Origin of the sequence: Pseudomonas gessardii, assembly GCF_001983165.1 — a bacterium.
Taxonomy (GTDB): Bacteria; Pseudomonadota; Gammaproteobacteria; order Pseudomonadales; family Pseudomonadaceae; genus Aquipseudomonas; species Aquipseudomonas gessardii.
On sequence record NZ_MNPU01000026.1, the window covers coordinates 1 to 12,712 of the forward strand.

Annotated in this window: 15 protein-coding genes and 1 pseudogene; 11 read left to right on the forward strand and 5 right to left on the reverse strand. The window is 61.6% G+C overall.

The genetic code is table 11. From position 1 onward, the window contains the following. Positions 1-429 precede the first annotated feature (429 nt). Positions 430-1,317 carry a threonine/homoserine exporter RhtA gene (gene rhtA, locus BLL38_RS17950; protein ID WP_076963753.1) on the forward strand — a complete coding sequence of 296 codons (888 nt, stop codon included), beginning with the start codon at positions 430-432 and terminating at the stop codon, positions 1,315-1,317. A 169-nt stretch (positions 1,318-1,486) separates the two neighbouring features. After that, the gene (locus tag BLL38_RS17955; RefSeq protein WP_076963754.1) at positions 1,487-1,768 is read left to right on the forward strand and encodes a hypothetical protein; all 282 of its coding nucleotides are present in this window, start codon (positions 1,487-1,489) and stop codon (positions 1,766-1,768) included. A 4-nt stretch (positions 1,769-1,772) separates the two neighbouring features. Here the strand turns inward: BLL38_RS17955 and BLL38_RS17960 are convergent, their stop codons facing one another. Next, positions 1,773-2,333, reverse strand: a complete 561-nt coding sequence (locus BLL38_RS17960) for a TetR/AcrR family transcriptional regulator (protein WP_076963755.1) — start codon at positions 2,331-2,333, stop codon at positions 1,773-1,775. 90 nt (positions 2,334-2,423) lie between these two features. Here BLL38_RS17960 and BLL38_RS17965 point away from each other — a divergent pair, with 90 nt between their 5' ends. After that, positions 2,424-3,155, forward strand: coding sequence for an SDR family oxidoreductase (locus BLL38_RS17965; protein WP_076963756.1), 732 nt, complete (start codon positions 2,424-2,426; stop codon positions 3,153-3,155). A gap of 35 nt (positions 3,156-3,190) precedes the next feature. Next, the gene (locus BLL38_RS17970; protein WP_076963757.1) at positions 3,191-3,781 is read left to right on the forward strand and encodes a 2-hydroxychromene-2-carboxylate isomerase; all 591 of its coding nucleotides are present in this window, start codon (positions 3,191-3,193) and stop codon (positions 3,779-3,781) included. A gap of 45 nt (positions 3,782-3,826) precedes the next feature. On the opposite strand, the gene BLL38_RS17975 is transcribed toward BLL38_RS17970, so the two are convergent. The 3 genes from BLL38_RS17975 to BLL38_RS17985 all read right to left on the reverse strand — a co-directional run bounded on the left by BLL38_RS17975 (position 3,827) and on the right by BLL38_RS17985 (position 7,324). After that, positions 3,827-5,635: an aminopeptidase P family protein gene (locus BLL38_RS17975; RefSeq protein ID WP_076963758.1), complete on the reverse strand. Its 1,809-nt coding sequence runs from the start codon at positions 5,633-5,635 to the stop codon at positions 3,827-3,829. Between the two features lie 37 nt (positions 5,636-5,672). Then, a complete protein-coding gene (locus BLL38_RS17980) occupies positions 5,673-6,833 on the reverse strand; it encodes a cysteine desulfurase family protein (RefSeq protein WP_076963759.1) in 1,161 nt (386 codons plus the stop codon). Positions 6,834-7,054: 221 nt separating this feature from the next. Further along, on the reverse strand, positions 7,055-7,324 hold the full coding sequence (locus BLL38_RS17985; protein WP_076963760.1) for a hypothetical protein: 270 nt from the start codon (positions 7,322-7,324) through the stop codon (positions 7,055-7,057). Between the two features lie 203 nt (positions 7,325-7,527). Here BLL38_RS17985 and BLL38_RS31440 point away from each other — a divergent pair. Beyond that, positions 7,528-7,611 (forward strand): annotated as a pseudogene (locus BLL38_RS31440) (hypothetical protein); the annotation flags it as partial. Between the two features lie 38 nt (positions 7,612-7,649). Next, positions 7,650-8,753, forward strand: a complete 1,104-nt coding sequence (locus tag BLL38_RS17990; protein ID WP_076963761.1) for a sigma-54 interaction domain-containing protein — start codon at positions 7,650-7,652, stop codon at positions 8,751-8,753. Here the strand turns inward: BLL38_RS17990 and BLL38_RS17995 are convergent. After that, positions 8,742-9,107: an antibiotic biosynthesis monooxygenase gene (locus BLL38_RS17995; RefSeq protein ID WP_076963762.1), complete on the reverse strand. Its 366-nt coding sequence runs from the start codon at positions 9,105-9,107 to the stop codon at positions 8,742-8,744. The two genes, BLL38_RS17990 and BLL38_RS17995, sit on opposite strands and share 12 nt — an antisense overlap. 194 nt (positions 9,108-9,301) lie before the next feature. Between BLL38_RS17995 and BLL38_RS18000 the strand changes: the two genes are divergently transcribed. The 5 genes from BLL38_RS18000 (at position 9,302) to BLL38_RS18020 (ending at position 12,695) form a co-directional block, all read left to right on the forward strand. Continuing rightward, positions 9,302-9,757 (forward strand): VOC family protein, encoded by a 456-nt coding sequence (locus BLL38_RS18000; protein WP_076963763.1) that lies wholly within the window; start codon positions 9,302-9,304, stop codon positions 9,755-9,757. A gap of 292 nt (positions 9,758-10,049) precedes the next feature. Beyond that, on the forward strand, positions 10,050-11,261 hold the full coding sequence (locus tag BLL38_RS18005) for a PepSY-associated TM helix domain-containing protein (protein ID WP_076963764.1): 1,212 nt from the start codon (positions 10,050-10,052) through the stop codon (positions 11,259-11,261). Continuing rightward, positions 11,258-11,797 carry a thiamine pyrophosphate-binding protein gene (locus BLL38_RS18010; protein WP_076963765.1) on the forward strand — a complete coding sequence of 180 codons (540 nt, stop codon included), beginning with the start codon at positions 11,258-11,260 and terminating at the stop codon, positions 11,795-11,797. Before BLL38_RS18005 ends, BLL38_RS18010 begins: the two co-directional genes overlap by 4 nt. Next, entirely contained in the window at positions 11,794-12,123 is a 330-nt protein-coding gene (locus BLL38_RS18015) for a hypothetical protein (RefSeq protein WP_076963766.1), read from the forward strand. Before BLL38_RS18010 ends, BLL38_RS18015 begins: the two co-directional genes overlap by 4 nt. A 5-nt stretch (positions 12,124-12,128) precedes the next feature. Then, the gene (locus BLL38_RS18020; protein WP_076963767.1) at positions 12,129-12,695 is read left to right on the forward strand and encodes a DUF6162 family protein; all 567 of its coding nucleotides are present in this window, start codon (positions 12,129-12,131) and stop codon (positions 12,693-12,695) included. Positions 12,696-12,712: the final 17 nt, after the last annotated feature.

Genomic DNA, 12,712 nt, shown 5'->3' on the forward strand with positions numbered 1-12,712 from the left:
TCAACCACTTGCGCTTCCGATCTCTCGTTAGCGGGAGGCGAATTCTACAGCGTTACACGCTGCTGTCAACACCTCTTTTTCTCCGCTTTCGACCGAGAGGATCGAAACGTTAATAGAGCCAAACAACCCTGCTCTACCAACTCCTTCTGGGCTTCGATGAACTGAAGCAACTCGCTGTCGAATTCTGCGTAACTCTTTGTTTACCAAGGAGTTTTCCGTTTCGACTGCGCCGGAAGTGGGGCGAATTATAGACTTCCAGGATCTGCCGTCAACCCTTAATTTCATTTTTCTATCGAAGAGCCCAATAACCCTCAAAACCCCGCCCTTCTATATAGAAGAGCCCAGCCATTGAGCAATATATTGCTCAATGGCTGGCAGTTGATCATCATAGTGCCTTCTGCCTCTATATGACCCTGGACGAACACCCCAATGACCACCTCATCCCGCGGCCTGAGCTCGGCGCTTTTCCCTGTCGGCCTGCTGCTGATTGCCATGGCCTCGATCCAGTCGGGCGCCTCGCTGGCCAAAAGCATGTTCCCGATTGTTGGCGCCCAAGGCACCACCACGCTGCGCCTGGTTTTTGCCAGCATCATCATGCTGCTGTTGCTTCGCCCCTGGCGCGCCAAACTCACCGCCAAGTCACTGCGCACCGTCATCGTGTACGGGATGGCGCTGGGCGGCATGAACTTCCTCTTCTATATGTCATTGCGCACCGTGCCCCTGGGCATCGCAGTGGCCCTGGAATTCACCGGCCCACTGGCGGTTGCCATCTATGCTTCCCGCCGCGCCGTCGACTTTCTGTGGATAGCCTTGGCGGTCGTAGGCCTGCTGCTATTAATACCGGTTGGTGAAGCCAGCCAGGGCATTGACCTGACCGGCGCCGCCTACGCGCTGGGCGCGGGGATCTGCTGGGCCCTCTATATTCTGTTCGGGCAAAAGGCGGGGGCGGACAATGGCGTCCAGACAGCCGCCCTCGGCGTGATGATCGCTGCGCTGTTCGTTGCGCCTATCGGCATCGTCCACGCCGGTAGCGCACTGCTGACCCCCGCGCTGATTCCAATCGCCATCGGCGTGGCGATTCTTTCCACCGCCCTGCCCTATACCCTGGAGATGGTCGCCCTGACCCGACTGCCTGCGCGCACCTTCGGCACCCTGATGAGTATCGAGCCTGCATTCGGCGCGCTTTCCGGGTTGTTTTTCCTCCAGGAATACCTGTCCCTGGCGCAATGGCTGGCTATCGCCTGCATTATCCTGGCCTCCGTGGGTGCGACGCTGACCATGCGCAGCCAGTCGAAACCCATCGTCGCGGCAGATTGAGTCAGGATTTAACGAAGCCCTGGCATTTGCCGCTCAATTAGGCCATGTTTAGACTGTAACTCAGTGTCAGTCATGGAGATTTTTGAATACGGACATCCACGAACGCTACACTTGAGAGCGAGCAAAGCCAGCATCGGACCTTCCAACGGCGCGGCTATTAAGGATGGTAATGAAGCGAATTGTGATAATGCTTGTCGTGGTCGCCCTTGCAGGGTGTGCCGCGACCACCAAGACAGAAGTCAAACGCGGAAAGAAAGGACTGCATATCAACTGCTCTGGCCTGTCCTCCTCCTGGGACCAGTGCTACACCAGCGCAGCCAACTCGTGCGGCAAGAAGGGCTACCGGGTCATCGCCAAGTCCGGTGACAACACCGAAGAGCCGGGCGACTACCCCTTCGGCCTCAACCCTGCCGGCTATACCAGCCGGAGCATGATCGTGCTCTGCAAGTAGAGGGTCATTGCCGGGTGATGCTCTGGCTGAGCACTTCATAGCTCGATGAGATCACCCGTGCCTGAATCTGCGGGTCAACCAGCATCCTGGCCACCACCAGCGCCCCCACACACTGGGACAAAATCGCCCAGGCCAGGCTGTCACTCTCCAACGTCCGTGCCCAGTTGGCCTGCAGCCGACAAATCCACGCCTGCGCCTGCTGGCGTACGGCTATATCAGCGCGCGCAATATCCGCCCCCATGCTGGGCAATGCACACCCGTCTTGCACTTGCTCCACGTGGGCCATGCTCAAATAGATCTTCAGGCACCGCTCCAGGCGCTCGCGGCTCTGCTGCTCCCCTTCCCCCAAACGCTCAAGGCTCTGGCTCAACTCACGCTCGACAATTGCACTGAACAGCGCGTCCTTGGAAGAAAAGTGGCTATAGAACGCCCCCCCACTCAAGCCAATCGCTTTCATCAAGCCGTCCACGCCCACACTGGCAAACCCTTCTTTCTTGGCCAGGGCCGCGCTGCTCTGTAAAAGCTTATCTCTGGTTTGCTGTTTGTGACTGACCGAATAGCGCATCGACTCCCCCGAAAATACACAACCTTGACGCTTGCCAGATCGTAGCATAACGTACGTTTAGTTAACGATCGTTTACTAAAGGGCTCCCCCATGGCTGAAAACAAGAAAATCGTCCTGGTCGTCGGTGCAGGTGACGCTACAGGCGGTGCAATCGCCAAGCGCTTTGCCCGCGAGGGTTATGTGGCCTGCGTCACCCGCCGCAGTGCCGACAAGTTGCAACCCCTGGTGGAGAGTATCCAGGCCGCTGGCGGCGAGGCCCACGGCTTTGCCTGCGATGCGCGCAAGGAAGATCAGGTCATCGCGTTGATCGAGCAGATCGAGAGCGAGTTGGGTCCGATCGAGGCATTGGTGTTTAACATCGGCGCCAACGTGCCGTGCAGCATCCTCGAAGAAACCGCGCGCAAATATTTCAAGATCTGGGAGATGGCCTGTTTCTCGGGTTTCCTGAATGCCCGGGAAGTTGCCAAGCGCATGGTGACCCGCAAGCGCGGGACTATCCTGTTTACCGGTGCCACCGCAGGCTTGCGGGGTGCGGCTGGATTTGCCGCCTTCGCCGGGGCCAAGCATGGCATTCGCGCCCTGGCTCAAAGCATGGCCCGCGAACTGGGCCCGATGAACATTCATGTGGCCCATGTGGTGGTGGATGGCGCCATCGACACGGACTTTATCCGCGACAACTTCCCAACCAAGTACGCGCTCAAGGACCAGGATGGCATCCTTGATCCCGAGCATATTGCCGACAACTATTGGCACCTGCACAGCCAGCCACGGGACGCCTGGACCTTCGAGCTGGACCTGCGCCCCTGGAGCGAAACCTGGTAAGCCCCCCCCATAACAATAAGCCGCGAGCACCCGACATGAGTAAAACCCTGGAATTCTTCTTCGACCTCGGCAGCCCCACCACTTACCTGGCCTATACCCAACTGCCTGGAATCTGTGCCGAAACCGGCAGCCAGCTGGTGTATCAGCCCATCCTCCTGGGCGGCATCTTCAAGGCCACCGGCAATGCCTCGCCCATCACTATCCCGGCCAAGGGTCGCTACATGCTGCAAGACCTGGCACGCTACGCCAAGCGTTACGCTGTCCCCCTCACGTTCAACCCGCACTTCCCCATCAATACCCTGACACTGATGCGCGCCGTCACCGGCATTCAACTACGCCAGCCAGAGCGTTTTATCCCGTTCATCGACTGCCTGTTCCAGGCACTCTGGGTGGAGGGGCGCAACCTGGGTGATCCGGTAGTCGTAGCAGCGGTCCTGGCGGAACACGGCTTCGACCCTGCCCAAGTGCTGGAGTTGGCCCAGGATGAGGACGTCAAGAACGCCCTCAAGCACAAGACCGAAGAGGCGATTGCCCGTGGCGTGTTTGGGGCGCCTAGCCTGTTTGTCGGTCAACAACTGTTCTTTGGCCAGGATCGCCTGGACTTTGTCCGCGAAGCCTTGAGTTAAAGCCGGCAAGCCGCTCGCAGGCCTACACCTGCGAGCGGCCGGGCCTTATATCGCGGCCGTGCGCAGTTGCAACCACTCCAGCGCCGCGCCACTGAGCAACGGGCTCAAGCGTTGACGCACCTCGTCATGGTAGTCGTTGAACCACTGCCGCTCCTCGGTCGTCAGCAACGATGGCACCAGGCAACGGGTATCGATCGGGCACAGGGTCAGGGTCTCGAACGCGAGGAACTCACCGAACTCGGTCTTGCCCGCCTCGCGGTTCAACACCAGGTTCTCGATCCGCACCCCCCAACGCCCCGGGCGGTAGGTCCCCGGCTCAATGGAGGTGATCATGCCCGGCTGCATCGCCGTTTGCGGCGCAGCCGCAGCCTGGTAGGCAATCACCTGCGGGCCTTCATGGACATTGAGGAAGTAGCCCACGCCATGCCCGGTACCATGGCCGTAATCCACGCCTTCGGCCCAGATCGACGCACGGGCGATGGCGTCCAGCAAGGGCGAGAGGATGCCCTTGGGAAATTGCGCGCGCGACAGGGCAATCACGCCCTTGAGCACGCGTGTGCAATCGCGCTTTTGCTCCTCGCTCGGCGTGCCGATGGGCACCATCCGTGTGATATCAGTGGTACCGCCCAGGTACTGGCCGCCCGAATCGATCAGCAGCAAGCCATCACCTTCGATCACCGCGTGCTCTTCTTCAGTGGCGTGGTAATGCGGCATCGCCCCATTGGCATTGAAGGCGGCGATGGTGTTGAAGCTCAACGACACGTAATCCGGGCGCCGGGTGCGGGCGGCCGTCAGGTGTTCGTCAATTGTCAGCTCGGTGATGCGCTCCCGGCCCAGGGCCGAGTCCAGCCAGGCGAAAAACTCGCACAAGGCCGCGCCGTCCTGCTCCATCGCCCGCCGGATATGCTCGGCATCCGCCAGGCTTTTACGGGACTTAGCCAGCGTGGTCGGGTTGAGCCCTTCCACCCGCTTGACGCCACTGGCCAGGTTATCCAGCAAGCCTGCCGTCACCCGCGCCGGATCGATCTGCAGGCTGGCCCCCTCCGGCACCTCAGCCAGGGCCGCCGCCACGTCACTGTAGTCACGCAGCGTCACGCCGTCCTGCTCCAGCACCGCACGCAACTGGGCATCGACCTTGCCAAGAGCCACAAACAGCGTGGCCTGCTGCGGGTTGATCAGGGCGAACGAGACAAACACCGGGTTGAACGAAACATCGGCACCGCGCAGGTTGAACAGCCAGGCAATGTCATCCAGGGTGGCAATGAAATGCCAATCCGCGCCCTTTTCCTTAAGGCTGGCACGCAATGCCGCGAGCTTTTCGCCTCGGCTGAGCGTGGCCTGGGGCGGCAGGTGCTGGTAGATCGGCTGGTTGGGCAATGCCGGACGGTCGGTCCAGACCTCGTTCAACAGATCGATATCGGTCCGCAGGCGCGCGCCCCGCTCAGCCAGCTTGCCGCCCAGGGTACGGGCGGACGCAACAGCCATCACCGCACCATCCACCGCCACAACCCCGCCTTCCGGGGTCTGTTCGCCCAACCACTCCAGCGGGCCGGGCTGCCCCGGTTGCAGCTTCACCAACTCGATGCCGCTGCCGTTGAGTTCCTTGGTCGCCTGCTCCCAGTAACGGCTGTCAGCCCAGACGCCGGCAAAATCAGGCGTGACAATCAGCGTGCCTACCGACCCATGAAACCCCGACAACCACTGCCGCCCCTGCCAGTAGCCCGGCAAGTATTCGGACAGATGCGGGTCGGCCGATGGCACCAGCAGGGCATCGATACCCTCCCGTTTCATCAGCTCGCGGGTGCGCGCCAGGCGCTGGGGAACCGTTCCATGGGTCAAAGGCTGCGTACTCATCTTGTCTCCTGCTAACCACTGATAATTGTTATAGGTTTCAAACCGCCCAAAAAGCCGGGGCGCTGGCCAGTGCGGCCTTGATCAACTGCACCGCCTGATCGATATCCCGTTCGGTGGTAAACCGCCCCAGGCTCAGGCGAATCGTGCGACCGGCACTGCGTGGATCATGCCCCAGGGCAAGCAGCACATGGGACGGTGCATTGCTTGCCGAATTGCAGGCCGAGGTCGCCGAAAAAGCGATCCCGGCGCTCAAGGCCGCCGAATTGAACTCGCCTTCGCCGAAGGTCAGGCTCAAGGTGTGGGGGATCCGCTGGGTGGCGCTGCCGTTCAGGCGCACGCCGGGGAGGCTCAGCAATGGCTCAAGCAAACGCTGGCGCAGGGCGACAATGCCCGCCGACTCTTCGGCAAAAAATTGCGCCGCCAACGCGAAGGCGCTGCCCATGCCAGCGATCTGGTGGGTGGCCAGGGTGCCCGAGCGCAGCCCGCCTTCATGGCCGCCGCCGTGGATCTGCGCCGTGACGTTCTGCTGCGCCCGCGGCCCGACATACAGCGCACCGATACCTTTGGGGCCATACAACTTGTGCGCAGAAAACGACATCAGGTCGACCGGCCAGCGCGCCAGGTCGATCTTGACCTTACCCGCCCCTTGCGCCGCGTCCACATGCAGCAGCGCGCCATGCTCACGCACCCGCGCGCCAATGGCCGGGATGTCGTTGAGCGTACCCAGCTCATTGTTGACCAGCATCAGCGACACCAGGAACGTGTCTTCACGCAGCGCCTGGCTGACCGCCTCGACGCTGATCAGGCCGTCGGCGTCCGGCACCAGGTAGGTCACCGCAACCCCGGCGTCCTGCAATTGGCGCGCAGTGTCCAGCGTCGCCTTGTGTTCGATCTGGCTGGTAATGATATGGCCACCGGCCACACCCCGCGCCTGGGCCACGCCCTTGAGCGCAAGGTTGTTGGATTCGGTGGCGCCCGAGGTCCAGACGATCTGCTCGGCCTGGGCGCCGACCAACTGCGCCACCTGCCGGCGCGCCTGCTCGACCGTTTGCCGGGCCTGTTGGCCAAACGCATGGGAGCTGGACGCAGGGTTACCGAAATTGGCGTTGAAACCCAGGCACTCGACCATGACCTGGATGACCCGCTCATCCACCGGTGTGGTGGCGGCGTAGTCGAAATACAAAGGACGTTTATTCATGACATTAAAGACCCGCAGAGCATGTTCCCGAGATCAGCGTCCCAGGGGCAGCGATCAGTACAGAGATCGTCAGGTTAACCCGATCGGATGCCGTTAAAGAATTTAAAGTGCGTAGGAACGCTCCTGAAATCGAGCTTAACAGGCTCGATGAAAAGGATGGAAAACAAAAAGCCCGAAGTTCCTGCTCGGAACCTCGGGCCCTGGGACCACTGCCAGTGTCTTTAGCTGGGACGGCCAGGCAACGTCACGTTGCGCTCGGCGTTCATTTCACCCTGGCGATCAAACCCAAAAGGCTTCTGTGGCTGGGCAGCCAGCTTGGCTTTCTGCTGTTGATAGTCGTCAAACGACAACCCCCGGCGGTTGAGCGCCTCCATCGCCAATTGCCTGGTTTCCTCGGCAGAGTACGGGCGCAATTCAGGCGCCGGATGGGTGGCACAACCGGCAAGGAAAGAGGCGGCCAACAACAAGGCAACAGACAGTAAACGGTTCATGGCAAAGGTCCTGCGAATGGGGCGTTAGGGCAATGAACACAGGCTACTCCCGCCCCTTCCCAGGGAAAAATCATCCTCTTTGATAGTCGCTATCAGCCAATCCTTTATATTCTTTATAGATCTATAAATATAGAAATACGTTAGTTTACGGAATAAAAAAGACGCTCTATGTTCTATATCGGTTCCCCGACGCCGCCACTGTTGCCAGCCTGGCCGGACGCGGCATCACCAACCTCAGCGGGCCGTTCGGCGAAATGATTGCCAACGATGTCCTGCCTGAACGCTGATATCAGGCACCCAGCGCCCACTATTCCCAGAGATGCCCATGCAGCTTTTGACCCTACCGCCCTCGCCCGCCCTCGCCACGTCGATTCGCGCCACCGCGCAAGTCTTTGAAGACCCCAAGTCCCAGGCCCTGCTCGCGCATCTGCAGCAAGTGGCGCCCAGCGAAGCCAGCGTGCTGATCATCGGCGAAACCGGCACCGGCAAAGAGCTGGTGGCCCGCCATATCCATAGCCTCAGCGCCCGGCGCAAGCGGCCCTTCGTGGCGGTTAACTGCGGGGCGTTTTCCGAATCCCTGGTGGAAGCGGAGCTGTTCGGCCATGAAAAAGGCGCGTTCACCGGTGCCCTCGGCGCCAAGGCCGGCTGGTTTGAAGAGGCCGACGGCGGCACGCTGTTCCTCGATGAGATCGGTGACCTGCCCATGGCCATCCAGGTCAAGCTGCTGCGTGTCCTGCAAGAGCGCGAAGTGGTGCGCCTGGGCTCGCGCAAGAGTATTCCCATCGATGTGCGGGTGCTGGCGGCGACCAATGTACAACTGGAAAAAGCCATCAACGCCGGGCATTTTCGCGAGGACCTGTACTACCGCCTGGACGTGGTCAGCCTGGAACTGAACCCCCTGCGCGAGCGCCCCGGCGATATCCTGCCCCTGACCCGGCACTTTATCGACACCTACAGCCAGCGCCTGGGCTACGGCCCCGTCACCCTCAGCCCCGCAGCCGAGCACAAGCTCAAGGGCTACAGCTGGCCGGGCAATATCCGTGAACTGGAAAACGTCATTCATCACACCTTGCTGATTTGCCGCAATGGCGTGATCGAACGCGATGACCTGCGCCTGTCGAACCTGCGCATCGAACGCCAGGACGATAGCCAGCACGGCCTCGACCACAGTGCCGAAGCCCTGTTGGAGCGCGCCTTCCAGAAGCTGTTCGACGAACAGGCCGGCGCCCTGCATGAGAAAGTCGAGGACGCCTTGCTACGCGCCGCCTACCGCTTCAGCCACTACAACCAGGTCCACACCGCCAACCTGCTGGGCCTGAGCCGCAATATCACGCGCACGCGCCTGATCAAGATCGGCGAACTGGCGGTCAACAAGCGCCGCCCCGAGCAAAACCTGCAAGGCGAACGCATGCTGCATCTATCGATATAGGTTGCACATCAATGCATTGTCGACGCTGCGCTCGATACTGCGCAGCACCTGGAATGAACCAAAGGTCACGGCCGTGGCCTGGTGGGCGCGAATCAATCGCCAGAAGTCCTCGCCCGCGCGCTCCAGGCGCAGGAACGCCGTATCGCCATCGGCGCGGGTCTGCCATTGCAGGTAGGTGAGCACCCGCTGTCCATCCTCACTGACCTGCACACTGGCACTCAGAAACCCCTCATGGCCTTGAGCCAGGCGCTCGGCCTGCTCAGACAGCGCCAGCACCAGCGCAGATTGCTGCCGCGGCTCGATCTGAAACTCGATCAGTTGGGTAAAACCATGGCTTTTCACTGATGCCTGCATGACTCATCCCCTTTAACTGTAAGTGCAATCGTGCGATTCGATGCCACGCAGGGTAAAACCTCTAGTCAAGTTGAGGTCAAGCTTCAACAGGCAGTGACAGGACAGTCGTCGGTTGCCCAGAGGCCACGAAAGACCTGGCCTATAGTGAAAAGACCGGGAAAACCGGCCCACTGGCAACCTTCAAGGAGAGCGAAATGAGCGTCAAACCCATCCCCGAGGGCTATCACAGCATCACGCCCTACCTGGGTATCGACCAGGCCGCGCAAGCCATCGAGTTTTACCAAAAAGCCTTCGATGCCACCGTTTTCATGCGCCTGGACATGCCAGACGGCAAGGTCGGCCACGCCGAACTGCGCATTGGCGATTCACCGATCATGCTGGCCTCGCCCTGTGACGAAATGGCCTTCGGTAGCCCTGGAGCGCACCCCACCAGCGTTGGCCTGCATCTGTATGTAAAGGACGTCGATGCGCAGTACAAACAGGCGATCGCGGCAGGCGCCATCGCGATTTCCGAACCCAAGGACCAGTTCTACGGCGACCGCTGCGGGACGCTGAAGGATCCGTTCGGGCATGTCTGGTTCCTCGCCACCCATATAGAGGAGTTGACCGAGGAACAGATTCGCCAGCGTGCCAAGGCGCTGTTTGCGTAAGCCCCCGATCATCTGGAGGAGCCGGCCTACCGGCGAAAAAACCGAGAACCACGCGGGGTACCAGGCACCCCGCGTTATCGGTCGTTGGCGATTGGCGCTGCGATGCGCCGCCCCGACAAGCCAGCCCCGACAGGGGTTTTCCGCGCGCTTGAAACATTTGCTTTCATTTGCGCCTTAGGGTTTTGCGATTCTCATCCGTCTTAACTTAGATACAGCCTGTCGCGTCAGCAAAAGCTACGACCGGCCTTTCCCGGGCCCTCCTTGCCCCCCTCCGATCAAGACCCCCATAGACATGTCGAAGAAGTCACGCTCCAAACTCTGGTTTCTCGTCCACAGCTGGCTGGCATTGCCCATCTGGTTCTTCGTACTGATCGTCTGCGTCACCGGGACCCTGGCGGTGGTCAGCCAGGAAATCGTCTGGCTGGCCAACCCGGAAATCCGCGCCAGCAAGCCATCGGACGATGCCGAACTGCTCAGTTACGACCAGGTCCTCGCCGCGATCAAGCAGGCCGAGCCCACGGCCATTGTCGAAGCCATCGTCACACCAGACGAGTCGCACTTTGCCCTCACCGTCGACATCAGCTACCCCGACGGCCGTTCCGTGGCGGTCTACGTCAACCCGTACACCGGGAGCATCCAGGGCATCAGCCCATCGTTCAACTTCCCCCAGTTCACCCGCGCCCTGCATGGCTGGTGGCTGGTGCCGTTTACCAATGGCTTCAGTTGGGGCTGGTACCTGGTGTCGCTCCTCGGGCTGCCGATGCTCGCGTCGCTGGTCACGGGCCTGGTGGTGTACAAGCGGTTCTGGAAAGGCTTCTTCAAGCCGACCCTGCGCTTCAGGCATGGGGCGCGGATTTTCTGGGGGGACTTTCACCGCCTGAGCGGCATCTGGTCGATCTGGTTTATCGCGGTGATTTCCATCACCGGCACCTGGTTCTTGATCCAGGCGATTCTCGCGGACAACCAGATCACCCTCTCCAGCCAGCCTATCGTGCCGGTGATCTCCCGGGACAAGGTGCCGCTCTCGGCCCCTGGCGTACCGGCGCCCATGATTCCCCTGGACGATGCCATTAATATTGCCACCCAGCGTATCCCGGGGTTCGAGGTCAGCTTTGTCGGCCTGCCAAGCAATGCCTACAGCCACTTGAGCGTCGGCGGCCGCGGCTGGTACCCGTTGATGTACCAGACGGCCGACATCAACCCCTACAACGGTGAAATCGCCGCCACGCACCTGCTGTCCGACCGTTCGGGCCTGGAGTTCGTCACCGAGTCCATGCGCCCGCTGCACACCGGCGACTTTGGCGGGATCTGGATCAAGCTGGTGTGGTTCTTCTTCGGCCTGCTGCTGAGCATGATGGTGCTCAGCGGTCTGTTGATCTGGAGCAAGCGCACAGCCCTGGCCACGCTGCACGCTCTCAAGCGCAGCGCCAAGGCCCCGCGCAACACGGCGCCCGCCAACCTCATCGGCGCCATGCAGGCTGAAACCTCGGAGGGCAAATCATGAGCAAGGCCACCCCCGTTCAAGCGCCCTCGCCACTGCGCGCCTTCTGGCTCAAGTGGCGCTTCCACCTCAATATCCTGCTGTTGCTGGTGCCCCTGGGCTTTATGCCCAAGTACTTTGCCGACGCCGCGCTGTTTCGCGGCGACGCCGGCCTGGGTGAGCGCGAGGTTGGCCAAGTGCAGGTCGGCCCCTGGAGCATCACCCTCGCCGAGTTGCGCAATGAAGCGCCGCGCCCCGATCCGGCCGGCCCGATGAAATCCTTCAACGCCGCCCTGTGCGCCACCTGCGGCGAGCAGGTCAAGGCCACCTACCTGCGCATCGGCAAGCCCCGCAGCCTGCGCGCCGCCGGGGTGATTTTCTTCGGCACCCCGTACCGCATGGGCGCCGTGCTGCCGATCCCTGAACGCACCCCGCCCGACGCCGAACTGTGGATCACCATGGAAGGCTGGGACGGCAGCATGCAACAGGCCTCCATTCCCTTGAGTCAGGCTTCGCCTGCCACTGTTGCCTGGTTGAACAAGCAAGGAGTTAAACCATGACTGTACTGCGCCTGACCCGCGCCTGCGCCGCGCTGATCCTCGGCCTGGGTGCGAGCAACTACGCCCTGGCCCACAACCCGATGTGCGAATGCAAGGAAATCCCCGGCGAGCAGATCCAGTGCACCGGTGGCTTCTCCGACGGCAGCGGCGCACCCGGCGTGACCCTGGATGTGATCGGCTACGACGAGACCATCCTGGTGCCCGGCAAGCTGGGGGCTGACTCGACATTGACCTTCAAGAAACCTGCCAGCGAGTTCTACGTGCTGTTTGACGCCGGTCCCGGCCACGTTGTCGAGATCGACCAAGCGGATATCCAGGCGCCATGAGCGGCATGAACCCAGGCAGCACCCAGGTGGTCCGGCCCGCCGGCGCCGGCCACGAAACCCTCTACGTCCTGCTGCTGTGCCTGATCATCCTGGCCGTCGCCGGCACCGTGGTGTCCCTGCACGGCGAAACCCAGGCCGTCGAGGCCGTGGCCAGCCACCAACTGGACGCCCGCCGCGACCTGAGCGCCGCCGAGCAAGGCATCTATGCCGACCTGCGGGTGACCCTGGATGAAATCCAGCTGCTGGCGCAGGAACACAGCACCCTGCCCACACCCGCGCAGCTGGCCGAAGAAGGCTTTGCGCCGTTCGCCCAGGACGCCAGCTCAGTCAGCCGTGGCGAGCACCGCTGGCAGCTGCTGGCGCCTTCGGCGTACCTGGGCCTGAGCCAGGCCAACGACACCAGCGGTTCGCTGCTGATGCGCGTGAACGGTGCCGAGCCGGATATCTGGCTCAACCGCAGCGCCAACCTGGCCGCCCCTACCGACCTGAGCGACCAGGGGCTGATCGCCGCCGGCTGGCAGCAGGTCGTTGCGCAATTCGACGCTGGCGTCACCCGCCAGCATCGCCACTGACCCCGAGAGAAGATCGA

What these genes read in the sequence shown, in the direction of transcription:
- rhtA (WP_076963753.1), top strand. Translation starts at nt 430, where the DNA reads ATGACCACCTCATCCCGCGGCCTGAGCTCGGCGCTTTTCCCTGTCGGC.
- BLL38_RS17955 (WP_076963754.1), top strand. Translation starts at nt 1,487, where the DNA reads ATGAAGCGAATTGTGATAATGCTTGTCGTGGTCGCCCTTGCAGGGTGT.
- BLL38_RS17960 (WP_076963755.1), bottom strand. Translation starts at nt 2,333, where the DNA reads ATGCGCTATTCGGTCAGTCACAAACAGCAAACCAGAGATAAGCTTTTA.
- BLL38_RS17965 (WP_076963756.1), top strand. Translation starts at nt 2,424, where the DNA reads ATGGCTGAAAACAAGAAAATCGTCCTGGTCGTCGGTGCAGGTGACGCT.
- BLL38_RS17970 (WP_076963757.1), top strand. Translation starts at nt 3,191, where the DNA reads ATGAGTAAAACCCTGGAATTCTTCTTCGACCTCGGCAGCCCCACCACT.
- BLL38_RS17975 (WP_076963758.1), bottom strand. Translation starts at nt 5,635, where the DNA reads ATGAGTACGCAGCCTTTGACCCATGGAACGGTTCCCCAGCGCCTGGCG.
- BLL38_RS17980 (WP_076963759.1), bottom strand. Translation starts at nt 6,833, where the DNA reads ATGAATAAACGTCCTTTGTATTTCGACTACGCCGCCACCACACCGGTG.
- BLL38_RS17985 (WP_076963760.1), bottom strand. Translation starts at nt 7,324, where the DNA reads ATGAACCGTTTACTGTCTGTTGCCTTGTTGTTGGCCGCCTCTTTCCTT.
- BLL38_RS17990 (WP_076963761.1), top strand. Translation starts at nt 7,650, where the DNA reads ATGCAGCTTTTGACCCTACCGCCCTCGCCCGCCCTCGCCACGTCGATT.
- BLL38_RS17995 (WP_076963762.1), bottom strand. Translation starts at nt 9,107, where the DNA reads ATGCAGGCATCAGTGAAAAGCCATGGTTTTACCCAACTGATCGAGTTT.
- BLL38_RS18000 (WP_076963763.1), top strand. Translation starts at nt 9,302, where the DNA reads ATGAGCGTCAAACCCATCCCCGAGGGCTATCACAGCATCACGCCCTAC.
- BLL38_RS18005 (WP_076963764.1), top strand. Translation starts at nt 10,050, where the DNA reads ATGTCGAAGAAGTCACGCTCCAAACTCTGGTTTCTCGTCCACAGCTGG.
- BLL38_RS18010 (WP_076963765.1), top strand. Translation starts at nt 11,258, where the DNA reads ATGAGCAAGGCCACCCCCGTTCAAGCGCCCTCGCCACTGCGCGCCTTC.
- BLL38_RS18015 (WP_076963766.1), top strand. Translation starts at nt 11,794, where the DNA reads ATGACTGTACTGCGCCTGACCCGCGCCTGCGCCGCGCTGATCCTCGGC.
- BLL38_RS18020 (WP_076963767.1), top strand. Translation starts at nt 12,129, where the DNA reads ATGAACCCAGGCAGCACCCAGGTGGTCCGGCCCGCCGGCGCCGGCCAC.